This is a genomic window from Streptomyces coryli, from assembly GCF_011044975.1.
Classification (GTDB): domain Bacteria; phylum Actinomycetota; class Actinomycetes; order Streptomycetales; family Streptomycetaceae; genus Streptomyces; species Streptomyces coryli.
The window spans coordinates 1-24,066 of sequence record NZ_JAAKZV010000116.1 but is presented as its reverse complement, the minus strand read 5'-3'; the positions used below and the strand labels follow the sequence as shown (position 1 = coordinate 24,066).

Genomic DNA, 24,066 nt, shown 5'->3' with positions numbered 1-24,066 from the left:
GGCGTCCCACGGGGTGGGCACCGCCGATGCGGCGGACGGCGACGATTCCGGCGCCGAGGACGGCGAGGCCGAGCCCGGCGCTGAGGGCGACGAGGCCGGGGGCGGCGCCGAGAGTGCTGCGGCCAAGGGCGACGCCGAGAGTGCTGCGGCCAAGGGCGACGCCGAGCGCGACGAGGCTGAGGGCGCCGAGAGTGCTGAGGACGCGGCTCGGCGGGAGCGGCTTCGGGTCGAGAGCGGGAAGGCGCTCAGTGGTGACGCCGCGCAGTTGCTTGCCGCGGTGCGGGCCGTGGAGAGCGGGGAGGCCAAGGCCTCGTCGTTCTTTGCCGAGCGCCAGCGCCCGCAGCCGACGCGCACCGCGGCGACCGTTCCCACCGCCCGCGGTGCCACCCCGGCGGCCGCCGGCCCCGCCCCCGTCGACGAGTCGGCGGTCGCCGCCGTACGCGAGGTGCTGACCACCGGCGGCGCGCCGGAGGCCCTCGCGCCGCAGGTCGCCCGAGCCCTCGGCCCGGCCGCCGCCGAGGCGCTGCGCGCCGACCCGTGGGAGCTGCTCGCCGTCCCCGGCGTCCGCCCCGAACAGGCCGACGGCTTCGCCCGCGCTCTGCTCGGCGCGGAGTGCGGGCCCGCCGACGAGCGGCGCGCGGCGGCATTGGTCGGGTGGCTGCTGGAGCAGGCCGCGCTCAAGGGCCATACGGCGCTGGAGACTTCCGTACTGCAGCGCGCCCTCGGCCAGCACGCGGTGCCGGACCCGGAGGAGGCGGTCCGCGAGGCGGTCTCGGCGGGTGCCGCCCTGGTCTTCCAGGAGGAAGACGAGACTGCGGCGCCGGTGGCGGACGAGGACGGGGAGGAGCGGCAGCCGGTACGGATTCTGCTCGGGCTCGAGCGCATCGCTGTCGCCGAGGAGGCTCTCGCGGATGGGCTGACCCGCTTGGTGAGCACGTTCGCGGCGGCCGCCGCGGGTGCCCCCGGAGCGACTGGGGCTGAGGCGGGAGCCGCGGACGCGAGCGCTGAATCGGGTGGTCGCCCGGCTGCCCCCGGCCCCGGCGACTGGGACGCCGCCGCGGCCTCCGCCCCGTCGCCGTCCGCCGCGGAGCTGATCCGTGCTGCCGCGTCCGCCGGCCTCGTGCTGCACTCCGGCGGCGAGACGGCCCGCGCCGAGCCCGCGGCGCTGGTGGCCGCCGCGCAGGCGCTCGGCCTCCGCGCGTACGCCGCCACCCACACGCCGGAGAGCCGGGCCCGTATCGCGGAGCTGCTGGGCGAGGCTCCGGCCGCGCAGTCGGCGCCCGCGGGAGCGGACCCCGTCGCACAGGCCGCGTCGCACGCCGTCACCCTCGCCGGTCTGCTGGGCGGAGCCGAGGGGCCTGGGTTCGACGGCGAAGGGGTGCTTGCGCTTGATCTGCTTGTCGTGAGTGATGCCCCGCTGCTCGACGTGGAGACTGCCGCGGGCCTCGTGGAGGCGCTGCCCGACGGTGGCCGGCTCGTGCTCAGCGGTGATCCGGCGGGGCTCGAAGCGCCGGGTCCCGGGCGGGTGTTCGCCGATCTCGCCGCCGCTCGCACCTGTCCCGTCGTCGTGTCCCGTACGCCGGACCCGGGGCCCATCGGGGAGCTGGTCTCCAGCATCGGCGTCGGTGAGCTGGCCGAGGTTGAGGCGCCCGGTAAGGAGGTCGTCATCGTTCCGGCGCGAGACGCCGGCGAAGCCGTGCACCGCGCGGTGCAGCTCGTCGCCGACTCGGTGCCGCGCGCCTTCGGCGTCCCCGCCGGTGACGTGCAGGTGATCGCGGTCGGCCACGGTGGGCCGGCCGGGACGCGCGCGCTCAATGCGGCGCTCAAGGAGCGGATCAACCCCGGCCCCGGCAAGTTCGGCGGCTTTGATGAGGGCGACCGGGTCGTGTACGTGCCGGCGCCGGGCCGTGCCCTGCTCGGCGCCGTGGCCTCGGCCGACGACCAGGGCCTGCATCTGCGCTGCCCGGGCCGTCAGGAGCCGCTCACGGTCCGGCCGGACGCCGTCGCGAGCGGAGCGGTGCGGCACGGATGGGCGCTGACCGCGCACCAGGCCGCGGGGCGGCGGTGGCCGGCGGCGATCGTCGTCATCCCCGGAGATCCGGCCACGGAACGGGCGCTGACCCGCTCGTGGGCGTACACGGCATTCAGCCGCGGCGAGCAGCACCTCTCCGTGGTGCACGGCGCGGGCCCCGCCCTCGCCCGCGCGATCGCGGAGGTGCCGGCCCGGGACCGCACGACACGCCTGCGCGCACTGCTGCGCCCGCAGCCGGAGCCGGCAGCCGCTGCGAGCTGAGTCCCGTCGCGGCGCACGACTTGGTCTCGGGGCTGGCGGGGAGGGCGGCTGCGGGCCGCTTGCCCGCCCGCGCCGCCCCACGGCGGCCGTCCACCCAAACGGCGTGCGGCGCAGGCGCCCATGCGGCGCGACTCGTGCGCCCACGCGGTGACAGCGCGGACGCCTAGGCGGCGCGGCGGGGCGGCCAAGCGGTCGCGTTAGGGCAGCCGAGCGATGACAGCGTGGACATCCAGGCGGGGGCGGCCAAGCGGTGGCGACCCATACGCCCTAAGCCCGTACCCCCTAAGCGATGCCGGCCGGGGCGGGCCAAGCGGCCGCGGCCCGGCCGCCCCACCAGCTGGCCTTCGCCCGTCAGCGGCCGCTGTCCAGTGGTTCCAGGTCGTCGTCGCCGTCGTCGAGGGGGTCTGACTGTGGCTCTTCGTCCTCGTCTTCGTCCTCGACGTCTTCGTCTTCGACGTCCTCGTCCTCGATGTCCAGCTCCTCGTCGAAGGCCGCGCTGACGTCGAAGCGGCAGATGACCTGGGCCGGGTCGGCGGCGTCGAAGGGGGCCGAGAGCCACTCGCCCGGCTCCGAGGGCTCCTCCGCCGCCGCCACCCACACCGTGGAGTCGCCCTCGGCGAGGCCGAGCTCGAGGTGGCGGGAGGCGATCTCGTCCGGTTCGTATTCGCCGAAGAGGACGCCGAGAGCTGCCGTCATGCTCTTGCCGACCCGTTCGCCGGTGTCCTCCTCCTCGGCGCCGGGGCCGACCTCCACGTCGGGGTCGAGGTCCGCGATCCGCTGGGCCTGGGCCAGCAGCCGGTGGGAGTCCACGACCGCGTAGTCGCGGCGGATCAGCACGCTGAGCGCGCTCGGCTCCTCCGGTCCCGTGTACGCGGGCAGGGTGTCGCTGCTCGGGATCTCGAAGGGGGTGACTTCGTCATGGACGTCGTACAGCAGCTCGTCGTACGCCTCCGCTGCGGCGGCCAGCTTCTCGAAGGCGGAGTAGACGGCCGAGTCGTCCTCGCCCGACCGGTTCTCGACCGCCGCCAGGTGGCGGTCGAGCGCGGCTTTGAGCGCCTCCGCGGCGGCGCGTACCTCGGCAGCGGTGGGCTGCGCAGCATCAGACATAGTGCAGACGCTATCCGTAGAGGGGGCCATTCCGCACAATGGATGCGATGCCGGAATACGAGTTTCGCGATGTGTACGTGCCGCGTGGGGTGACCCGGACCGCGGCGACCAAGCTACTGACCGACCACGCCGAGTACGGACACTGGGAGTTGGACCGGCTGCGCCTGCTGCCTGACGGCAGCCGAAGAGTGCGCCTGCGCCGAAGAATCATCCGCCAGCTGCGCGCCACGTGGTGACGTGCGCCTGGTGACGTACGGGGACGGGGCCGGCCACCTTCGCCACCGGCCCCGTCCCCGTACGTCATGTCCGCAGGCAGCGCCTTACGCCGCCGAACGCGACCGGCGGTAGAGCACCGCGCCCGTGGCCAGCAGAGCGCCCGCGGCGGGCACCGCCACCCCGAGCATGCCGCTGTCGGAACCGGTCTGCGCGAGCTCGCCGCCGCCCGGCTTCGACTCGTGCGTGACCGGCTCGGCCGGCGTCCGGTCGTCGGGCGAGTCCGGGGAGTCCGGCGTGTCCGGCTTGGCCGGCGGCTTGGGCTTGCCCGGGTTGTCCGGCGTGTCGGGCTTGCCCGGCTCCTCCGGCTGCGGGTTGTGGTCCTTCGGCGGGCTCGGCTTCGCGTCGTTCCCGCACTCGTTGCCGTCGGTGCCGTTGCCGGCGCCCACCGCCGTGACGGAGTTGCCGCACACGTTGATCGGCACGTCCACCGGCGCCTGGATGACATTGCCGGAGCCGATGCCAGGAGAGTCGTGCGCCGCGCCGTCAGCAGAGGCGCCGCCGTTCCCAGACGACCCCCCGCCGTCCTGGTCGGCCGCACCGCCCTTGTTGACGCACGAGTTGCCCTCGGCGGGGTTGAGCAGTCCGCCGACGTTGACGGTGTTCCCGCACACGTTCACCGGAATGTTGACCGGCACCTGCACGAGATTGCCGGAGCCGATGCCGGGCGAGTCGGCCGTCCTGCCGTTCGCACCGGAGTCCGCGGTCGCGTAACCGCTCGCGGCGGCGAGCACACCGCCCGCGGCGGCCACGGTGATCAGGCTCTTCCTTGCGACATGTCGCATGGGTCGTTCCCTGCCTTACTTACCTTGCTGGAAGCGGACGGGTGACGGCCCGTCCACCGAGTACCCAGCGAGCCCCGGAGCGCGCGTGCGCGCTCCGGGGCCGCCGGGTCATACCCTTACGGGCAGACGCACAACGTCACTTGTTGATGCAGGTGTTGCCAGCGGCCGGGTTCAGCAGCCCGATGACGTTCACGGTGTTCCCGCACGCGTTCAGCGACAGGTCGACCGGCACCTGGACGACATTGCCAGACGCAACGCCGGGGGAACCGACGGCCGCACCCTGGGCGCCCGAGTCAGCGACGGCCAGACCCGCGCCAGCGAGTACGAGGCCACCGGTGGCAGCCGCAGCGGCGACAACCTTCTTGATCATTCTTCCTCCTCATTGATGGTGCGGTCCCAGCCGCGGACCGCACCCTTTGCAACGAAGACGGAGCAATCAAGCTACGAACCTATGGTGTGGTTCACCCATTTCAGTCTGTATGAGCACGCACGTACGACTGTGGGCCTGGCCGATCAACGGCCAGGCCCACAAGTGCATTTACGGCGTCAACAGCGCGGGACGGTGCGCCTCAGCAGGCGTCCAGGAAGCGGTCCAGCACCCGCACCCCGAACTTCAGCCCGTCCACCGGCACCCGCTCGTCCACGCCGTGGAACATCCCGGCGAAGTCCAGCTCCGGCGGCAGCTGCAGCGGCGCGAAGCCGAAGCAGCGGATGCCGAGGTCGTCGAAGGACTTCGCGTCGGTGCCGCCGGAGAGCGTGTACGGGACCGCGCGGGCGATCGGGTCCTCGGCCTTCAGCGCGGACGACATCGCCTCGACCAGCGCCCCGTCGAAGGTGGTCTCGAGGGCCTTGTCGGCGTGTACGTCCTCGCGTCGCACCCGCGGCCCGAGCAGGCGATCGAGGTCGGCGAGGAACTCCTCCTCGTACCCCGGCAGGAAGCGCCCGTCGACATGCGCCGTGGCCTGGCCGGGGATGACGTTCACCTTGTAGCCGGAGCCGAGCATCGTCGGGTTGGCGGTGTTACGGAGCGTAGCGCCGATGATCTTCGCGATGCCGCCGAGCCTGGCGAGGGTGGCGTCCATGTCCTCGGGGTCGAGCTCGACCCCGAGCGCGTCGCCGAGCTCGTCGAGGAAGCCGCGCACCGACTTCGTCAGCCGCACCGGGAACTTGTGCCGCCCGAGCCGCGCGACGGCCTCGCTCAGCTCCGTGATGGCGTTGTCGGTGTTGGTCATGGACCCGTGGCCCGCCGTCCCGTCGACGGTGAGCTTCATCCAGTGCATGCCCTTCTGGGCGGTCTCGATGAGGTAGAGCCGGACGTCCTCGTTCACGGTGAACGAGAATCCGCCGACCTCCCCGATCGCCTCGGTGACGCCCTCGAAGAGCTCGGGCTTCTTCTGCACGAGGTGCTTGGCCCCGTAGACCCCACCGGCCTCCTCGTCGGCGAGGAAGGCGAGCACGACGTCGCGCGGCGGCTTGCGCCCGCTGCGCAGCCGGTCGCGTACGACGGCGAGGGTCATGGCGTCCATGTCCTTCATGTCGACGGCGCCGCGACCCCAGACGCAGCCGTCGGCGATCTCGCCGGAGAAGGGGTGGTGGGTCCAGTCGTCGGCGTTGGCGGGGACGACGTCCGTATGCCCGTGGATGAGCAGGGCCGGCCGTGAGCGGTCCTCGCCCTCGATCCGCGCGACGGTGGAGGCGCGCCCCGGGGCCGACTCGAAGATCTCGGGCTCGAGACCGACCTCGGCGAGCTTCTCCGCCACGTACTCGGCGGCGGCGCGCTCCCCCGGCCCTTCGTTGCCGCCGTAGTTACTGGTGTCGATCCGGATCAGGTCCCGGCACAGGTCGACGACCTCGTCCTCGCCGCTGACGGTACGGGCGGGCTCCTGGCTCACCATGCCTCCTGGTGTCGTGCGGGTCTGCCGCCCCCCATCCTGCCTCGCCCCCCGCCGCAGCCCAAGGGCGGGTGATCGCGGTGCGCGGTTTCTTTGCTAAGGTTCATGGCGTCGCAACAGGCGACGCCCAAGTCCGGGTGGCGGAATGGCAGACGCGCTAGCTTGAGGTGCTAGTGCCCTTTATCGGGCGTGGGGGTTCAAGTCCCCCCTCGGACACCAGCAATACACCCTCCGGTGCCGACCGCGTCGCGGCCGGCACCGTTTGTGTTGGGTCGTCGGTCAGCTCGGCACGTAGGTGAGGATGACCGAGCCGTTGTGCAGGCGCTGCTCGTTGGTGAGCGTGAGGTGCAGCTGAGTGGTGTCCACGTGCTCGAAGAGGTGTTGTCCTGAGCCGGCCACCACGGGCATGTACCAGAGGCGGAACTCGTCGACCAGGTGGTCCTGGATGAGGGTGGCGTCGAGGCGTGTGGTGCCGTATTTGATGAGGTCCTTGCCCGGCTGGGCCTTGAGCTTCGCGATCGCGCCGGACGGGTCGGGGCCCAGCAGAGTGGCGTTCCATGTCGTCTCGGTCAGCGATCGGGATGCGACGTACTTGGGCATGGCGTTGATGCGGTCGATGTAGGGGTTGCCGGTGACGTTCCCCCAGTTCGCGCGGAACGTCTCGTAGGTCGTCCGGCCCATGATGAAGGCCTCGTAGTTGTCGAGCTGTTCGAGCGACAGCGCTGACGACTCGGCGTCGAAGAGGGCCCAGCGTTCGGGGGCTTCGATGACGCCGTCCAGCGTGACGAGCGTCGATTCGATGAGCTTACGCACCGTGGTTCTCCTGACTTTGGGTGGATGAGCGCCGGATGAGGAGGAAGGCGAGGGGGATGCCGGCCAGGGCGGTGAGGCCGCAGACCCACCAGGCGGTCTGGAATCCGCCGGTGAGTGCGGCCGCGGTGGCGTAGCCCCGGTCCTGGAGGTCGTGGGTGCGGGTGGCCGCCACCGTGGAGGCGACGGCGATCCCGATGGCGCCGCCGAGTTGCTGGGATGAGTCGATGAGGCCGGAGGCGATGCCCGCGTCCCTTTCGGTGACGCCGACCAGGGCGCCGATCGATACCGGGATGAAGATCCAGGTGACCGCGCCGGTGAGGAAGAGGGGGCCGGCCAGGTCCGCCCAGAAGCTGCCGCCGGCGGGCGCCTGGGCCATCCACAGGATTCCGGCGCCGGTCAGGGACAGGCCGGCCGCCATCACCAGCCGGACCGAGATGCGGGTGACCAGCACGTGCGCGGGACCGGCCAGTGCTACGCCGGTCAGGCCGACGGTGAGCCAGGCGAGGCCGGTGGTCATCGCGGGGTAGCCGAGTACCTGCTGCATGTAGAGGGTGCCGATGAAGATATAGCCGTAGAAGCCGGCGCCGAGCAGGAACCCGACGGCGTTGGACCCCGCGAGGGTGCTCAGCCGGAACAGCCGCAGCGGCAGCAGCGGCGCCGGGGCCCGGGCCTCGATGGCCACGAACGCGGCCAGCAGGGCCGCCGAGGTCGCGAGCAGGGCCAGGGTCCGGGTGGCCGTCCATCCGGCGGTCGGCGCCTGCGAGATGGCGTACACCATGATCACGAGAGCGGCGGTCACGGTGATGGCGCCGAACGGGTCGTAGCGGCGGTGTGCGAGGCGCAGCCTGCTTTCCGGCACTATGCGCCGGGTCAGGAGGAGCGCGGCCGCGCCGACGGCCACGTTCAGGTAGAAGATGTACGGCCAGCCCGCATAGCGGGTGATCGCGCCGCCGGCCAGCACGCCGGCGGTCGCGCCGCTGGCGCCGATGGCGCCCCACAGGCCGAGTGCCTTGTTACGTTCGGCGCCCTCGGTGAACATGCTCATCACGATCGACAGCGCGGCGGGCAGCACCACGGCGGCGCCGAGGCCCTGCACGCCCCGCATGATGACCAGGAAGATGCCGCTGGTGGCGAGCGCGCAGGCCAGCGAGGCCGCGGTGAACAGCGCCAGCCCGGCGGTGAACACGCGCCGGCGCCCGAGCAGGTCGGCGGCGCGGCCGCCCAGCAGCAGGAAGCCGCCGAAGGTGAGCGCGTAGGCGGTCACCACCCACTGCAGGTCAGCCTGGGCGAAATGCAGCTCGCGGCCGATCGTCGGCAACGCGACGTTGACGATCAGCATGTCGGCCGCCGTCATGAAGTACGCCACGGCGAGCAGCGCGAACGCCCGCCACCGGTGCACGTGGCCCGATGGCGCGACCTTGTCGCCGCCCAGGTCGTTGCCGGGGACTACCGCGGTCATGGTTGCCTTCTCTCCTGGTCGGATCGGGTGATCTCAGGAGGAAGACGAACGGCGTCCGCCGGAACCGGACACGCCGCTAGGAGATTCTCAGGCTCTCGATCCGCCGCTCGAAGGCCGCGCGCTCGGCGGTGCTGCGGGCCAGCGCGATCGCGTGCTCGTACTGCTCCCGGGCCGCGGTGTGGCGGCCGGCCCGCCGCTCCAGATCGGCGAGGGCCGCCCAGTAGAAGGGGTACCGCGACAGCTTGGGCTCTGCCGCCAGGGCGACCAGCTCGCGGCGGCCCTCCTCGAGGCCGTCCCGTTCGGCCACGGCCAGCGCCCGGTTGAGCGCCACGATGGGGTTCGGGGACTGTTCGGCGAGGAGCTGGTAGAAGCCGATGATCCGGTCCCAGTTCGTCTCCCGGACCGACGGCGCGATCGCGTGCTCGCAGGCGATGCCGGCCTCCAGGTGCCAGCGGGACATGCGATCCCCGGTGGCCGCGTGGGCGAGATGGATCAGTCCGCGCTCGATACGGGCCCGGTCCCAGCGGCTCCGGTCCTGGTCCTCCAGGGGGACGAAGACCCCGTGCTCGTCCATGCGCGTGGACAGGCGGGCCGTACCGAAGGAGAACAAGGCCGCCAGGGCGTGCACCTCCGGCCGCGCGGTCGCCCTGGCGTCCAGCAGCAACTCGGTGAGACGCAGGGCGTCGTCGCACAGAAAGGGGCGTACCGGATCCTGCGGGTTGCTGCCGTGGTAGCCCTCGTTGAACAGCAGGTACAGCGATCGCAGGACCGAGCCGAGCCGGGTGTCGAGGTCGGGCAGGTCGTCCACGTCGGGCAGCCGGCCGAGTTCACGCAGGTGCCCGCGGCCGCGATGCAAGCGCCGGTCGATGGTCTGGGTATCCACCAGAAAGGCTTGGCCGATCTCCCTGGGCGACAGACCGCACAGCCACCGGAGGATCAGGGTCACGTGCGTCTCGCGGCTCAGCTTGGGGTCGCACACGGCGAACATCATCGCCAGCTCGCCGGCCGCCTCGGCGGCCGGGGCCAGCGCCGCCTCGATGGTGTCGGTCAGCGCGGTCGTGGTTGCCAGTTCGGGCAGGAAGGAGCGGTGCCGCTGTTCCCGGCGGATGATGTCGATCGCCCGGTTGTGGGCGGCCCGGATGATCCATGCCTTGGGGTCCCGCGGCAGCCCGAAGCGCCATGCCTGCATGGCGCTCACCAGCGCATCATGGACGACGTCCTCGGCCAGCGGGATGTTCGAGGGGCCCAGGACCCTGACCAACGCGCTGACCAGATGGGCGTGCTCCCTGCGGAACAGGTCCTCGACCAGCTCCGCAGGTGAGTGGGCCCCCGGTGCTTCGGTCACCGGCGTCAGATCCGGTAACCCTGGACCGGCCGTACCTCGACGGACCCGCCGAACTCATACGTCGGGCACCCGCGCGCGACCTCGATGGCGTCTTCGAGACCGGCCGCCTCGAAGACCATGCTGCCGGTCACCAGGTCCTTCGACTCGGCATACGGGCCGTCGGTGACCAGCTCGCGACCGCGGACCGTGGCCCCCGGACCGTCGAGGGCGGTTCCGGCATTGCGCCTGCCCTGCCCGGCCAACTCCTCCGACCAGCGGTACCACTTCTCGACATGGGCCTGAAGCTCGGACGGCGACAGCTCAGGACGCGAAACGGCACCCCCGCGGAAGATCAGCATGAACGTGCTCCGCGGGACCGGGTCTTCGCCCACAGGTTCCGACATCACGGCCTCCACGCCTCGGCTGGGTCCAGCGCCACAGCCTAGAGCGAGCTTGTGGCCTGACGCAGCGTCAGGGTCGAGTCCGGGTGAAGCGTGATGTGCACCGGTGTGAAGGTGGTGGCGTCCACCGGTGACTCGCCGTTGCCGGGGTTACGGGCGTAGCGCGGGTGGGCGCCGCCGCTGATCTGCCAGCGGATGCGGTGGCCGACGGCGAATCTGTGCGCGGTAGAGCTCATCGGGATGGTGATCTGCGACGGCTCCTGCCCTTCCGTCCGCAGTCGGCCCAGTCCGTCGCAGACGTTGACGGAGCGGCCCTCTGGGTCCACGTCGCACAGCCGGGTGAAGACGTCGGCATGGCCGGTGTCCGTGGAGATGCTCAGCCGCGCGGAGACCGGCCCGAGGATGTCCACGGGTTCGGTCAGCGGGGGTCCGGTGAAGGTCAGCACGTCGTCCCGGGCCTCGAGCTTGCCGTTGTCGCGGGGGCCGGCGTTACGGGAGAGCAGCGGGCCGCCGACGGACGGGGTGGGATCGTCCGGGTCGTAGCGGAAGGACGTCAGGGGTGTGGAGTCCGTGGGCGCCTGCTGGGTGAGTTCGCCCTGCGCGGTGGGGTACCACGGGCCGGCGGACGTCGTCGACGGCCAGTCGTCGAGGTCCCGCCAGGCGTCCTCGCCGCCGATGTGCACGCGCACCCTCGTCGGACGCAGGCCGGACGGGTCGTCGCACAGGTGGGCGCGCAGCCAGGCGAGGCTCTCGGTGAAGACCTCGGTCCATCCCTGCTGCAGGGCGGAGGTGTGGGTCCAGGGGCCGACGAGGAGAGCGGTGTCGCAGTCGGCCTGCCGCAGCCGGCCGTACTGCTCGAGGGTCTGGTCGACCAGCGCGTCGTGCCAGCCGGTGATCAGGCTCGTCGGCACGCGGAGCCGGTCCGCCGCTTCACCCACCGACGCACCGTCCCAGTACGCGTCCTTGGGGTCCGGGTGGCTCATCACCTCGTCCAGCCAGGGCACTTCACCGCCGAGGGCCGGCGCGTACGCCCCGCGCAGCGGCCAGGCGGTGGTGGCAGCGCGCAGGCGGCGCTGCAGGCGGAGGATCGCCTTCAGGAAACGCCCCATGCCCTGGTGCTGGTAGGTGATGCCCACGCCGTCGACCAGCGCGGTCTCCAGGCGCAGCGCACCGTCCTCGTAGAACAGGTCGTAGGGATCGTGCAGGCCTACCTGCACCACCATGGCCTTCAGCTCCGGCGGCGGGTCCAGGGCGAGGGCCCACTGCACATAGCCCAGGTAGCTGGGGCCGACGGTCCCGAGGGTTCCGTTGAACCAGGGCTGCTCGCGCAGCCAGGCCACCGTGGCCTGGCCGTCGGCGGGCTCGTTGCGCCACAGGTCGAAGGTGCCGCCCGAGCCGCCGGTGCCGCGGCAGCTCTGCAGGACCACGTGAAAACCCTGCTCGGCGAAGAGAATCCCGCACATCGGGGACCACGGCACTCCCCTGCCGTACGGCGAACGGACGAGGAGGGTGGGGAAGTCACCCTCGGCGCGCGGGAAGTAGTGATCCGTTATCAGCGGGCTGCCGTCGGCGGCCGGCACCGTCAGACCTGGCTCCCACCCGACGTCGTGCAGTTTGGCCGGGAGGCCGCGCCATGTCGCTCTCATCATGCGTGCGGCAAGAGGTGGTTTCATCGTTGCGCTCCTTAATTTACGTACAGTGTACGTTAAGGAGCTGCGAAGCGGAGCACGCCCCACATGGCCTGCTCGGTCTCCTCCGGGGCCGCGGTCTCGGTGCTGCGGCATGCGGCCAGGTCCCGGTGCACGGCGTCCGCGTCGATGCCGGCGCCGATCAGCACCAGCTCCGTCGCCGGGCGCTCGCTCCGCTCCCCCGACGCGGGAGCGAAGCGCAGGAATGAGCCCACCGCGTGCAGCGTGTACCGCTGGTCGAAGGCCGACACCGGGAAGTGGACGTAGCCCTTGATGCGGTACAGACCCGCGGGGCGGTGGTCCAGGAAGTCCAGCAGGCGGCGCGGGTCCAGTGGGTCCGCGGAGGTGAACTCCACGCTCTCGTAGAGCGTGTGCGCGTGCCCGCTGTGGTCGTCGCTCTCCTCCGACAGCAGGTCCGCGAAGGACAGTTGCCGCATCCCGGAGTCGCGCGGGCGGGGGTCGAAGAGGAGCTCCGGGTCGACCCGTCTCCACCACCGGGGCGCGCGGGCTGAGCGCCGCCACCGTCGTCCGCAGCCGGTCCAGGGCGTCGCGGCCGACCCGGTCGGCCTTGTTGAGGACGATGAGGTCGGCGACGCCCAGGTGCCGGTCCAGCTCCGGGTGCCGGGACCGGGTGGCGTCGAACTCCGCCGCGTCCACCACCTCGATCAGGCCACCGTACTGCAGGCGCGGGCTCTCGCCGGCCAGGATCATCCGCACCATTTCCACCGGCTCGGCCAGCCCGCTGGCCTCCACCACGATCACATCCACCCGGCCGGTCTCGGCCAGCCGGTCCAGACACGCGTCCAGCTCGCTGGAGTCGACGGCACAGCACAGGCAGCCGTTGCCCAGCGAGACCATCGCGTCGACCTGACCGGCCACCGCCATGGCGTCGATCTCGATGCTCCCGAAGTCGTTCACCACGGCCGCGATACGGGTGCCGTCGCTGGTCCGCAGCAGCTGGTTCAGGAGCGTGGTCTTGCCTGATCCGAGGAAGCCCGCGAGGACGATGACGGGGATCGGCTTGCTGCTCAACGGGGGCCTCCTGGGCGGACATGCGAGATCGCGGCGGTGCGATCCCGCAAGCCTAGGAGGACAGCGGGGCCCGGGCCGCCGACAGCGCGGCCTCCGCCGCCAGTCGTACGGCGAGGGCGCGGGCCAGCAGCACCGGGACGGCGGCGGCGCGGGCCGCGGCGCGGCGCATCTCCTCGGTGTAGCCGATGCAGTCCAGCACCAGCCAGCGCGCCCCGCCCGCGACCAGTTGCCGCGCCGCAGCGGCGCAGCTCTCCGCCGCGGCCTCCCCGTACGGGTCGGCCGGCAGGGCGGTCACCGGGCCCGGCAGCAGCCGGGCCCAGCGCGCCTCGACATCCTCCTGCTGCGCGGGCAGCGGGCAGACGATGCCGACCGGGTCCGCGCCGACCAGGGCGCACACGGCGTGCTGGACGAGCGGTTCGGCGTACAGCAGCGGGCGGCGGGCGGGCACCGGCGGGAAGTGGCCGGTGCACAGCAGCAGCGTGGCGGCGGCGCCGGCGGCCTCGCAGCGGGCGACGGCGTCCGCCATCCGCGGGGCGAGCGCGTCGTGTCCGAGGACGGCCGAGCCGCCGTCGCGCAGCCGGGAGATCAGCGGTGCCTCGCCGGGGACGGGGCCGACGGCGGCGCGTACGGCGTCGGCGTCGGGCCCGTCGAACCGGTCGTGGTCGAGCGCGCCGCACTCGGCCAGCCGGAGCCCGGCGGTGAGCGGCAGGATGTCGGGGGTGAGGTCGGTGCGGGGGGCCTGGCCGATGGTGACCAGGCCTAGCACGCCCCGGGCCGCCGCTGCTGTTTCGGACACGCTCACACCGCCTTGTAAATCTGGCCGACGTCGTGGACCGAGCTGCCCGCGATCAAGCCGGCGCCGACCAGGGCGAGGTCGTTGTCGGCGGCCTCGGCGGCGGCATCCTGCTCTTCCTTCGTACGGACCGCGGCCCGGGCCTGGTTGCGGCGCCACCAGGTGTAGCCGAAGCGGACGGCCAGGGCGGCCAGGACCAGCCAGCCCGCCTGCGGGGTCGCCACCAGCAGACCGGTGGCCAGCAGCACGCCCATCTGCCGCTTCGAGCCGCCCAGCAGCTGGATCAGTGCGCCGGGGACGGCCCACAGAAGCATCATCGTCACCGCGTGGGTGTCGGTGAGGCCGGCCTTGATGGTGTCGACGTACACCTGGGCGACCGGAGGGACCCGGCCGTCGGAGAAGAACGGCTTCCAGGCGATGGCGACGATGACGATCGCCACGGCGAAGCCGACCAGCTGCGAGAGGTACTGCTGGCGGCGGCCCGCCATCTCGTACGGGCGCCACGGCACGCCGTCCTTGCGCAGCAGCCAGCCCGCCTTGAAGTCGAAGCCGACGTCGGCGAAGGCCGGTCCGGTGCAGGCGCAGTAGCCGACCAGCAGGGCGAGCGGGATCATCGGGATGCTCAGTACCAGACCGAGGATCAGGAAGATCAGCGTGACCGCGAAGGCCGGGAACCAGCCGGAGTGCATCGCGGCCAGGCCCACGATCAACTGGTGCACCAGCGCCGCCACTCCGGCGAGCGCCACCCACGCGACCAGGCCGAAGCCGCCCATGTCCGCGGCGATGCCGCCGCCGACGGCGACGACGAGGGCGCCGACGAGGAACAGGGCGATGCCCTCGAGCAGGCCGCGGCGCAGCCGCTCGGCGTCGACGGTGCGGAAGCCGGGGTCGTGCTCCTCGGCGTCACCGGCGGGCAGGAGCTCCTGCGCCGCGCGCTGCGTCGCCTTGCGGTCCCGCATCAGCAGGATCGCCTGCACCAGTGCCACCAGGCCTGCACCGATCATCACGCCGTGCGGGACGTAGTTCGAGGCGAGGTCGTAATCGAAGGCGGTCGGTACGTACTGGGCGGCGAGCAGGCCGACGCCGAACATCAGCAGCGCCCAGATGTTGCCGAGGAACGCCACGCCCGCGGCCGATGTCGGCATCTTGAAGAGCGCCCCGACGAAGCCGACCACGGCGCCGATGCCGAGCACCGCGGCCTTCCTGCCGCCCTCGTCGCCCGCCTTGATCGTCTCGGCGGCGGCAATGCCGGCCGGCCAGGCGGCGGAGGCGGGGAAGAGGCGGGAGTCGAAGACGCGGTAGAGCACCCAGCTGTCCACCGCCAGGCCGAGCACGGCGCCGAGCAGCATGATCCACACCAGGTCGGGGCGGCCGATGAGGAACGGCACCGCGATGGGCGTGATGAGCGAGTTCGCGGCGGCGAAGGTCGAGCCGGAGACGGCGGACTGGACCAGGTTCTGCCGGTGCCGGCTGCGCATCCGGCTCAGCCCCGCGACGGTGATCCGGCCGATCAGCATCGCCAGCAGCGCGCCGATGACCGAGGTGTTGGGGGCGATGCCCAGGGTCGTGATCAGCACCAGGCCGATCACGGACCCGAGGACGGACAGGACGATGGTGACGATGAGCGTCACCGGCTCGAACGCGCGCGGGTGTTCCGGCGGCGCGGCCGCCTGGGGCGCGGACTGGGAAGTGGTCACGGGGTGCTCCGTTGGATGTGCCGGGCAGGGGGGACGGGAGCGGCGGTACGGGAGGTGGTCAGGCGGGCGCCTGCAGCCGGGTCATCGGCCCGTAGAGCTCGACCAGCCGGTCGAACTCCGCCGGATCGTGGAAGCGCGCGACCCCGCGCCCGAAGTCCTTCGCGGCTTCCAGCGCGAACCGCGCGGCCGCGGCGATGTCCGTCTCGTGGCTGGCGCCCGTCGCGCAGCCCGCCACCGCGGTCTGGGTGACCAGCGCGAGGCCGACCACCGGCGCCTCCGTGGCCACGCACGGCTGCATGATCGAGTTGATGTGGTGCACCCCGTTGCCGTACGGGGTGATGTCCTGCGTATTGATCGGCAGCACCCGGGCCAGTTCGCCGGTGACGGTCTCCAGCAGCCCCAGCAGGTCGTCGCTCACGCGCAGGATCCAGCCCTGCTTGACGGTGGGCGAGAGGGCGATGCCGCGATGGTTGAGGAGCCGGTTGCCCTTGGTGGTGTCGATGGAGATCACCGCCTCCATCTCCGGTGAGATCTCCTCGCGGTTGCAGTCGAGGACGGAGACCGGCGAGTCCATGAACGGCACCGGGTCGTGCGGGCGGGTCGGGGCGTCCGGGCACACGTGCGTGGAGAGGATGACGTCGCCCTCCAGGCGGTCGCCGCGGCCGTACATGTCGAGCAGCTTCGCGGCGGCGGCCAGCGCGGCGACCGCACCGTCGGCGTCGGAGACGAGACCGATCCGCTCCGGGCGGGCGCCGACGCCGCCCAGCCGGCCGAGGACGCCGAGGGTGGGGGCGTCGCCGCCGGCGCTCCGGCCGCGGGTGCCGGGGACGGTGATCTTGACGAAGTCGGTGCCGCCGCTCTCCCCCTCGATGCGGGTGACGGTGATCTCCGGCTTCGGGCCCTCGGCGGGCGGTCCTGCCGCGTCCAGGACGGAGCGCAGGTGACCGGCGAGGAGGTCCCCGGTGGCCTGGGGACGGTCGAGGAGGTCAATGACGTCGAGCACGTGCTTCAGCACAGCGGCTCCCTTGGTGCGTGGGTCTGGCAGGCAGCAGACTGCGACGCGCGTATCGGCTACGACAACCTTTTCTCTATTTGGGAGAAGCGTATCCACTATCCGGTACGCTACCGGCCATGACCGCTCCCCCGCTGCAGACCGCCGACCGCGTGCTCACCGTCCTGCTCGCCTTCTCGCAGGAGCGCGAGGAGTGGGGCGTTACGGACCTGGCCGCCGAGTTCGGCTGGGACAAGTCCGTGGCCCAGCGGCTGCTGGCCGCCCTGGCACATCGCGGCTTCCTCGTCTCCGACCCGGTCACCAGGCGCTACCGCCTGGGCCCCGCCGTGTGGCACATGGCGACCGCGTGGGAGCGGCACGGCGGCATGGCGGGACTGGTGCGGCCCGCCGTGCGGGCGCTGGCGATACGGACCGGAGCCACCGTGCTCTTCGCCGTACCGGACAACGTCCACCTGCGCTGTGTGGAGACGGCCGACGGCGGCAGCGGGCCGCTGCGCGCCTACCGGCTGACCGGTGAGCTGTACCCGGCACACGCGGGCGCCACCTCCCGCGCGTACTTCGCGATGCTCACCCCCGGCGAGCGGGCAGGGCTGCTGTACGGCCGGCCCATGGCGCGGTTCTCGCCGGAGACCGTGACCGACCCGGCGGAGCTGGAGCAGCTGATGGTCCGCGCGGGCCAGGACGGCTACGCCTACTCCACCGGGGAATACGATCCGGCCACGGCGGCGCTCGCGGTGCCGGTGCTGGTACGCGCCCACCCGGTCGGCACCCTCTCGCTCGTCGGTCCGCACGACGTGGTCACCGGCCCTGACGAGGAACTCCTCGGCCCGCTGCGGGCCGCCGCCACCGAGATCGGCGAGCTGCTGGCCCCGCGCCGCTCCCGCCCGACACCCGTCACCCCCAGGAAAGGCACCCCCTGATGAACCTGCTGCTGCTGTCCAACTCCGCTGCCCCCGGCCGCGGTTACCTGGAGCATGCGACAGAGGTGATCGCGGACCACCTGGCGGGCGTGGACGAGCTCGTCTTCGTGCCGTACGCGCTCGCCGACCACGACGCCTACACCGCCAAGGTCGCCGCCGCGCTCAAGCCGCTGGGTGTCTCCGTCCGCGGCGTGCACGAGGACGGCGACCCCGCCCGCACGGTGGCCGGCGCACAGGCCGTCTTCACCGGCGGCGGCAACAGCTTCCGGCTGCTCAAGGCGCTGCACGAGCACGGCCTGATCGGCGCGGTGCGTGAGCGGGCCGTCGCCGGGATGCCGTACATGGGCTCCTCGGCGGGCACCAACATGGCCTGCCCGACGCTCCGTACGACCAACGACATGCCCATCGTGCAGCCCCCGAGCTTCACCGCCCTCGGCCTCGTCCCGTTCCAGATCAACCCGCATTACCTCGACCCCGACCCGTCCACCAGCCACATGGGCGAGACCCGGGAGGAGCGGCTCGCGCAGTTCCTGGAGGAGAACGACGTGCCGGTGCTCGGCCTGCGCGAGGGCACCTGGCTGCGGCGCACCGGCGACGCGCTCCGGCTCGGCGGCATCGCCGCCGGCGCGCGGCTGCTGCGACGGGGCGCGAAGCCGCGGGAGTACGCGCCGGGAGCGGACCTCGGCGAACTCCTCGCCCTCCCGGCGCACTTCGACACCCCGGCCGCCGGCTAGCGCGTCCCCAGACGCTCTCTCTCGGCCGGATCAGCCTGCTCGGGCCGGGCCGGGCTGCCGGTACGCCGCGCGCCGATGCGGGGCAGCCACCAGGCGGCGCGTCCCAGCAGCGCCATGGACGCGGGCACGAGCACCATCCGGACGATCGTGGCGTCGAGCACGACGGCCGTCGCCAGGCCCAGCCCCATCATCTTGACCAGCGGGTTGGGGTTGAAGACGAAGCTGAGGAAGACCACCGCCATGATCAGCGCCGCCGAGGTGACGACGCGCCCGGTGACCGCCATGCCGCGGGCCACCGACTCCTTGGCGTCCCCCGTCGCGTCGTACTCCTCGCGGATGCGCGAGAGCAGGAACACCTCGTAGTCCATGGACAGGCCGAAGAGGACGGCGAAGAAGATCGTCGGCAGCGGGGAGGCGATCGGGAGTGTCTGGTCGAGGCCGAACAGCCCTCCCAGCCAGCCCCATTGGAAGACGGCCACCACGACGCCGTACGCGCCGCCGATGGACAGCAGGTTCATCACGGCCGCCTTCAGCGGCACCGCGACGGAGCGGAACACAAGCATCAGCAGCAGGAACGACACCACGAGGATCGCGGCGATGAAGACCGGCAGCGTGTCGGAGAGCTGCCGGGTGAGGTCGTCGGTCATGGCGGTCAGACCCGATACGGCGACATTGCCGGGGACCTCGTCGCGGATACGTACAAGGGTGTCGGAGGTCGCGGCGTCCGCCGGGGCGGTGGTCGGGAGCGCGGGGATGACGACGGTGTCCTTCGCCGCGGAGACGCGGGGCTCGCCGACCGACGCGATGCCGGGGTCGGCGGCCAGGCTGCGCGACAGCTCGGGTATGCCCGCGGTGTCCACGCCGGGGGCACTCAGGTCGGCGACGATCAGCAGCGGGGCGTTGAAGCCCGGGCCGAAGCCCTCCGCCAGCAGATCGTAGGCGCGGCGGTGGGTGGTGGTGGTCGCGTCGTTGCCCGCGTCCGGGAAGCTCGTCTCCATGCGCAGCGCCGGCGCGGCCAGCGCCAGCAGCGCGGCGGTCGCGACCAGCAGATACGGCCAAGGCCGGCCGGAGACGCGGTGGGCGAACCGCCACCATGCCGTCTCCTCGGGCCGCTTCACCGGTCGCTTGCGGGATCGCCGCCCCTTCAGGACGCGGTCGCCGAGCAGGGTCAACAGCGCGGGCAGCAGGGTCAAGGCGGTCGCCACGGCGAGCAGCACGATCAGTGAGGTGGCGAGGCCGATCGAGGTGAGGAAGCCCAGACCGGTCAGCGCGAGCGCGGTCATCGCCACGATGACGGTGCCGCCGGCGAACAGGATGGCCGCGCCCGACGAGCCCATGGCGTTCGACAGGGCGGTGGACCTCTCCTGCCCGGCGGCGTGGTTCTCCCGGTAGCGGGCGACGATGAAGAGGGCGTAGTCGATGCCGACGCCCAGGCCGATCATCGCGCCGATTGTGGGGGCGGCGGTGGAGATGTCCATCGCGTGGCCCAGCAGCGTAATGCCGCCCAGCCCGGCGGCGACGGTGACGAGGGCGAGCGCGATCGGGACCAGGGCGGCCGCCAGCGTGCCGAAGGCGATCACCAGGATGACCAGGGCGGCCAGCAGACCCGCGGCCTCCGTGCCCGAGGTCGGCGTCTCGGCCGTGATGAAGACGGCGTCGCCGCCGAGTTCGGCCGCGACACCGTCGTCGCGTACGGCCGATATCGCTTCGTCGAGGGCTTCGATCTGCTCCGGACTCACCTCCATGGTCGGTACGGCGAAGGTGACTTCGGCGTATCCGATCCGTCCGTCACGCGAAACGGTGCCGGCCCGGAAGGGATCGGTGGTCGCGGCGACGCCCTTCACCCCGGCGATCCGGTCGACCGCGGCCTCGATCGCCGGCCGGTGCCGCTGAACCCGCTCGCCTTCCGGCGCGGCGAACACGGCCATGGCGGTGCCGCCGGACGCCTCGGGGAAGCGCTCCTCGAGCAGGTCCATCGCCTCCTCGCTCTGGCTGCCGGGGGCGGTGAAGTCGTCGACGAACTGACCGCCGGCCAGGCCGGCCAGGGGCAGGACGAGGGCCAGCGCGGCCAGCCAGGCGGCGATGGTCACCCATGGCCGGCGGGCGCTCGCATCGCCGATCCGGCGTGTGAGTCGGTTCATGGCGTGGGCTCCTGTAGGAGGGCGGCGGGAGTGGGAGCTCCATCGTGGGCGGCGGCACCGGCGCCGTCTCCCGCCGCGCGGCGGGTCCGGACCTCCCGCGCGCGGCGGGGAGAGCGGGGCGGCGCCTCCTTCCGGCGGTGGAGAACCGGATCCGTCCGGCGGTGGGTGACGGTGTGCTGAGTCCGGACTTACGATGACGTGCCCGATGCGCCCCAATGACCGGCAACCGGGCCCGGGCCTCCTCTTGTTGGAGCGACGATGAAGCGCAGCGCGCCGCATGCCGAGACGCCGGGCCGCGGCGTGCCGGGGAGATTTCGCGGCCCGTTCACGCGCTGGCCGCGGGCCGCGGACGCCGTCCTCGCGGTGGCGCTGTTCCTGTGGATGGCGGTCCTCGAGGAGGGTCCGGGGGACTCGATGGCCGTCCGCCCGGCCACCGGCATCCTTCACCCCGCCATCCTGCTCAGCGGGGTGGCCGCCGCGGCGCTCTACGTCCGCCGCAGGCGGCCGATCGCGGTCGTGTACGTGGTGCTGGCCATATGGGCGCCAATGCTGGGCAGCAGCTATTCCACGCTGGGCCTCCTGGTGCTCTTCGCGCTGTACAGCGCCGGGAGGTACTCCGACGACCAGCTGTGGGGCCCGCTCGCCGTCGTCGCGGCCGTCGCCGGCCTCGTCATCGACGGCCTTCTCCTCGACATCCCCTGGGGGGACCACTTCTTCGGCGCCCTCTTCATGTCCGGGGCCTGGTACCTCGGCCGGCGCCTGCGCCTTCGCGCCGGGCGGGCCGCCCGGCGCGCCCAGGAGCGGGCCGCCGAAGCGCGGCGGATCGTGGCCGAGGAGCGCACCCACATCGCCCGTGAGCTGCACGACGTGGTCGCCCACCGGGTGAGCATGATGACGGTGCAGGCCGGTGCGGCCCGCATGGTGGCCGCCGAGGATCCGCAGGGCGCCCTGGAAGCGATGGCGGCGGTGGAGCAGGCGGGCCGCCAGGCGCTGGACGAACTGCGCCATCTGCTGGGCGTGTTACGGCCGGACGCCGAGCGCGACGGACTCGGGCCCCGGGCCGGGCTGGCCGATCTGCCGCGGCTCGTGGCCGAGGTGCGCGAGGCGGGCCTGGACCTCTCGCTCACCAACGCCATAGCCGCTCCCCTCCCGGCCCGCGTCGACCTCTCGGCGTACCGCATCGTCCAGGAGGCCCTGACCAACGTGCTCAAGCACAGCGGACCGCGCACCCGCACCGAGGTGCGCCTGTGCGACGCGGCCGACGGCATCACCATCGAGGTGACCGACGACGGCCGCGGGGCCGCCGCCCTGGCCGCCCCGGCCGGGCACCGGCGCCCGCCCGGCCACGGCATCGTCGGCATGCGGGAGCGGGCCCACCTGCTGGGCGGGCACCTCGACGCCGGGCCGCGTCCCGCCGGCGGATTCCGGCTCACCGCCCAGCTGCCCGTCAGAGGGGAACCCTCGTGACCATCCGCGTCGTCGTGGCCGACGACCAGGCGCTGGTACGGCGGGGGTTCGTCATGATCCTCCGGATCCATCCCGACATCGAGGTCGTGGCCGAGGCGGGCAACGGTCTCGAGGCGGTGGAGGCGGCACACCGGCACCGGCCGGACGTGATCCTCATGGACATCCGAATGCCCGAGATGGACGGCCTCGAAGCGACCTCCCGGATTCTGGCGGAGGCCGACTGGGGTCCCAAGGTGCTGATCCTGACGACGTTCGACCCGGACGAGTATGTCTACAAGGCGCTGCGCTCCGGCGCCAGCGCCTTCGTGCTCAAGGACATCCCGCCCGAGCAACTGGCCACCTCCGTACGCACCGTGGCCGAGGGCGGGACGCTGCTGGCCCCGTCGATCACCCGGCGCTTCATCGACCGCTTCGCCCAGCGCCGTACCGTCAACGCAGCCCTCGCGGCCCGGCTGGACCGGCTCACCGGCCGGGAACGCGAGATCGTGATCGCCGTCGCCTGGGGCGCGAGCAACGCGGAGATCGCCGGGCAGCTCGTCATCGGGGCCGCCACCGTGAAGTCACATGTGTCGAGCATCCTCACCAAGCTCGGGCTGCGCGACCGCGTGCAGATCGTGATCTTCGCGTACGAGAGCGGGCTGGTCGAGGCGGGCGAGCACGATGTCGGCCACTGAGTCAGGCTGCCGTCTCGCGCAGGGTCTCGTGCACGCCGTGGCGCGTCAGCAGGGTGAGGTGTTCCGTCAGGGCGGAGCGCAGGGTGGGCGAGTCGGCGGCCTCGGGGCCGAAGACGTCGCGCAGGCGCAGTAGTTCGTCCACTACCCGGGCCGGTGAGTCGGCGTGGGTGCGGGCCCGGGTCAGCAGGTCTGCGCGGGGGTCGTCGACCTCCAGGGGCGCGCCCGTGTCCGAGCGGTCCGCGGTGACGTAGCGCATCCAGGCGCTGAGCGTGAGGAGCAGCCGGCGTGGGTGGCGGCCGGCCGCCAGGTGTTCGCGCAGTGGGGCCAGGAGGCGTACCGGCAGCTTCTCCGTGCCGTCGGCCGCGACCTGGCGGGTGGTGTGGCCGAGGGCCGGGTTCGCCAGGCGGTCCAGGATCTCGGTGCGGTAGTGCTCCAGGTCCCAGCCGGGGCAGGGGGGCAATGTGGGCAGCATGTCCTGGGTCGTGAGCTGTTCGGCGAAGGCGCGCATGCCGGGGCGGGTCAGGGCCTCGTCGATGGTGGTGGCGCCGGTCAGGCTGCCGAGGTAGGCGAGGGCGGAGTGGGTGGCGTTGAGGAGCCTCAGCTTCGCCGTTTCGTACGGGGTGACGTCCGTGACCAGGTCGGCTCCTGCGGCGTCCCATGCGGGGCGGCCGGCCGGGAAGCGGTCCTCGATGACCCAGCAGCGGTACGGCTCGGCGGCGACGGTGGCTTCGTCGCGTACGCCGAGGAGGGCGGCGGCGCGCTCGCGGTGGGCTTCGTGCGGGGCCGGGACGATGCGGTCGACCATGGTCGAGGGGAAGGTGACGCTGGTGTCGATCCACTCCCGTAGCCGCTCGCCCTCGGGGGTGCCGAGGCCGGCGCAGAAGTCCTGTACCAGGGCGTGGAGCAGCGGGCCGTTGCCCGGCAGGTTGTCGCAGCAGACCACGGCGAGTGGTTCCCCGCCGCGGGCGTGGCGCAGGCGCAGCCCGGCGACCAGGCGGCCGATCACCGTACGGGGCGCGCCGGCGCCCGCCAGGTCGTGCCGGACCAGGGGGTCGTCGCGAGCCAGGCCGCCGGTGGCGGGGTTGCGGCGGTAGCCCTTCTCGGTGACTGTCAGGGTCACCACGCGGACGGCGGGGTCGGCGATGCGCGCGGTGGCGGCGGCCGGGTCGTCGGGGGCGGAGAGCAGCTCGGTGATGCTGCCTACGACGCGGATCGCGGGTTCCGGGCCGCCGAGGGTGAGGACCGCGTACAGGCCGCCCTGCGGGGCGAGTTGGGTGAGAGTGGCCGGGCTGCGCTGGGTGATGCCGCAGATGCCCCAGGTGGGGTCGCCCGCGGCGGCCATCGCGTCCTCGGTGTAGAGCGCCTGGTGGGCACGGTGGAACGCGCCGGGGCCGAGGTGCACGATGCCCGTCCGCAGGCCCGGCCGTGTCCCATCCCCGCCGAGGAAGCCTGGCAGTGTTCCGCCCCCGCCGAGGACGCCCGGTCGGGCCCCGCTCTCGCCGACGACGCCCGGCCCTGTCCCACCCTCATCGGGCGGACCCGCCCGATGAGGGTGGGACAG

General features: G+C 72.6%; 20 protein-coding genes, 1 tRNA gene and 1 pseudogene. 7 read left to right on the top strand and 15 right to left on the bottom strand.

Going from position 1 to position 24,066, the window contains the following annotated elements:
- On the top strand, positions 1-2,293 hold a 2,293-nt coding region (locus G5C51_RS23825), incomplete at its 5' end, for a helix-hairpin-helix domain-containing protein (protein ID WP_165240226.1).
- A gap of 351 nt (positions 2,294-2,644) precedes the next feature.
- Here G5C51_RS23825 and G5C51_RS23820 read toward each other — a convergent pair.
- Positions 2,645-3,400: a hypothetical protein gene (locus G5C51_RS23820; RefSeq protein ID WP_165240225.1), complete on the bottom strand. Its 756-nt coding sequence runs from the start codon at positions 3,398-3,400 to the stop codon at positions 2,645-2,647.
- Positions 3,401-3,447: 47 nt separating this feature from the next.
- Here G5C51_RS23820 and G5C51_RS23815 point away from each other — a divergent pair, with 47 nt between their 5' ends.
- On the top strand, positions 3,448-3,636 hold the full coding sequence (locus G5C51_RS23815) for a DUF5703 family protein (RefSeq protein WP_165240224.1): 189 nt from the start codon (positions 3,448-3,450) through the stop codon (positions 3,634-3,636).
- Positions 3,637-3,720: 84 nt separating this feature from the next.
- Here G5C51_RS23815 and G5C51_RS23810 read toward each other — a convergent pair whose 3' ends face one another.
- The 3 genes from G5C51_RS23810 to G5C51_RS23800 form a co-directional block, all read right to left on the bottom strand.
- Positions 3,721-4,458: a chaplin gene (locus G5C51_RS23810; RefSeq protein ID WP_165240223.1), complete on the bottom strand. Its 738-nt coding sequence runs from the start codon at positions 4,456-4,458 to the stop codon at positions 3,721-3,723.
- A 136-nt stretch (positions 4,459-4,594) separates the two neighbouring features.
- Entirely contained in the window at positions 4,595-4,828 is a 234-nt protein-coding gene (locus G5C51_RS23805) for a chaplin (RefSeq protein WP_165240222.1), read from the bottom strand.
- Between the two features lie 199 nt (positions 4,829-5,027).
- The gene (locus G5C51_RS23800; protein WP_165240221.1) at positions 5,028-6,353 is read right to left on the bottom strand and encodes a M20/M25/M40 family metallo-hydrolase; all 1,326 of its coding nucleotides are present in this window, start codon (positions 6,351-6,353) and stop codon (positions 5,028-5,030) included.
- A 128-nt stretch (positions 6,354-6,481) separates the two neighbouring features.
- Between G5C51_RS23800 and G5C51_RS23795 the strand changes: the two genes are divergently transcribed.
- Positions 6,482-6,569, top strand: a tRNA-Leu gene (locus G5C51_RS23795).
- Between the two features lie 60 nt (positions 6,570-6,629).
- On the opposite strand, the gene G5C51_RS23790 is transcribed toward G5C51_RS23795, so the two are convergent.
- The 9 genes and pseudogenes from G5C51_RS23790 to G5C51_RS23750 all read right to left on the bottom strand — a co-directional run bounded on the left by G5C51_RS23790 (position 6,630) and on the right by G5C51_RS23750 (position 16,572).
- Positions 6,630-7,163: a dihydrofolate reductase family protein gene (locus G5C51_RS23790; protein ID WP_165240220.1), complete on the bottom strand. Its 534-nt coding sequence runs from the start codon at positions 7,161-7,163 to the stop codon at positions 6,630-6,632.
- The gene (locus G5C51_RS23785; protein WP_165240219.1) at positions 7,156-8,622 is read right to left on the bottom strand and encodes an MFS transporter; all 1,467 of its coding nucleotides are present in this window, start codon (positions 8,620-8,622) and stop codon (positions 7,156-7,158) included. Before G5C51_RS23785 ends, G5C51_RS23790 begins: the two co-directional genes overlap by 8 nt.
- Positions 8,623-8,698: 76 nt before the next feature.
- Positions 8,699-9,967 (bottom strand): sigma-70 family RNA polymerase sigma factor, encoded by a 1,269-nt coding sequence (locus G5C51_RS23780; RefSeq protein ID WP_165240218.1) that lies wholly within the window; start codon positions 9,965-9,967, stop codon positions 8,699-8,701.
- Positions 9,968-9,972: 5 nt separating this feature from the next.
- Entirely contained in the window at positions 9,973-10,350 is a 378-nt protein-coding gene (locus G5C51_RS23775; RefSeq protein WP_165240217.1) for a YciI family protein, read from the bottom strand.
- Positions 10,351-10,388: 38 nt separating this feature from the next.
- Entirely contained in the window at positions 10,389-12,020 is a 1,632-nt protein-coding gene (locus G5C51_RS23770) for a CocE/NonD family hydrolase (RefSeq protein ID WP_240929884.1), read from the bottom strand.
- A 32-nt stretch (positions 12,021-12,052) separates the two neighbouring features.
- Positions 12,053-13,067, bottom strand: a pseudogene (locus G5C51_RS23765) (CobW family GTP-binding protein).
- A gap of 52 nt (positions 13,068-13,119) precedes the next feature.
- Positions 13,120-13,863 (bottom strand): AroM family protein, encoded by a 744-nt coding sequence (locus G5C51_RS23760; RefSeq protein WP_165240216.1) that lies wholly within the window; start codon positions 13,861-13,863, stop codon positions 13,120-13,122.
- 2 nt (positions 13,864-13,865) lie between these two features.
- Positions 13,866-15,557, bottom strand: coding sequence for an OPT/YSL family transporter (locus G5C51_RS23755; protein WP_165240215.1), 1,692 nt, complete (start codon positions 15,555-15,557; stop codon positions 13,866-13,868).
- 58 nt (positions 15,558-15,615) lie between these two features.
- Entirely contained in the window at positions 15,616-16,572 is a 957-nt protein-coding gene (locus G5C51_RS23750; RefSeq protein ID WP_165240214.1) for a DUF1177 family protein, read from the bottom strand.
- 116 nt (positions 16,573-16,688) lie between these two features.
- On the opposite strand from G5C51_RS23750, the gene G5C51_RS23745 reads away from it, so the two are divergent.
- Together G5C51_RS23745 and pepE are read left to right on the top strand one after the other, a co-directional pair.
- Positions 16,689-17,489 carry an IclR family transcriptional regulator gene (locus tag G5C51_RS23745; RefSeq protein ID WP_165240213.1) on the top strand — a complete coding sequence of 267 codons (801 nt, stop codon included), beginning with the start codon at positions 16,689-16,691 and terminating at the stop codon, positions 17,487-17,489.
- Positions 17,489-18,223: a dipeptidase PepE gene (pepE, locus tag G5C51_RS23740; protein WP_165240212.1), complete on the top strand. Its 735-nt coding sequence runs from the start codon at positions 17,489-17,491 to the stop codon at positions 18,221-18,223. Before G5C51_RS23745 ends, pepE begins: the two co-directional genes overlap by 1 nt.
- On the opposite strand, the gene G5C51_RS23735 is transcribed toward pepE, so the two are convergent.
- Positions 18,220-20,364: an MMPL family transporter gene (locus G5C51_RS23735; RefSeq protein WP_165240211.1), complete on the bottom strand. Its 2,145-nt coding sequence runs from the start codon at positions 20,362-20,364 to the stop codon at positions 18,220-18,222. The two genes, pepE and G5C51_RS23735, sit on opposite strands and share 4 nt — an antisense overlap.
- Positions 20,365-20,622: 258 nt before the next feature.
- Between G5C51_RS23735 and G5C51_RS44110 the strand changes: the two genes are divergently transcribed.
- Positions 20,623-21,831, top strand: a complete 1,209-nt coding sequence (locus G5C51_RS44110; RefSeq protein WP_165240210.1) for a histidine kinase — start codon at positions 20,623-20,625, stop codon at positions 21,829-21,831.
- The gene (locus G5C51_RS23725) at positions 21,828-22,505 is read left to right on the top strand and encodes a response regulator (protein ID WP_165240209.1); all 678 of its coding nucleotides are present in this window, start codon (positions 21,828-21,830) and stop codon (positions 22,503-22,505) included. The genes G5C51_RS44110 and G5C51_RS23725 overlap by 4 nt, the downstream gene beginning before the upstream one ends.
- Before the next feature lies 1 nt (position 22,506).
- Here the strand turns inward: G5C51_RS23725 and G5C51_RS23720 are convergent.
- Positions 22,507-24,066, bottom strand: a 1,560-nt coding sequence (locus tag G5C51_RS23720) for a mannitol dehydrogenase family protein (protein WP_165240208.1), incomplete at its 5' end; no start/stop codon positions are given.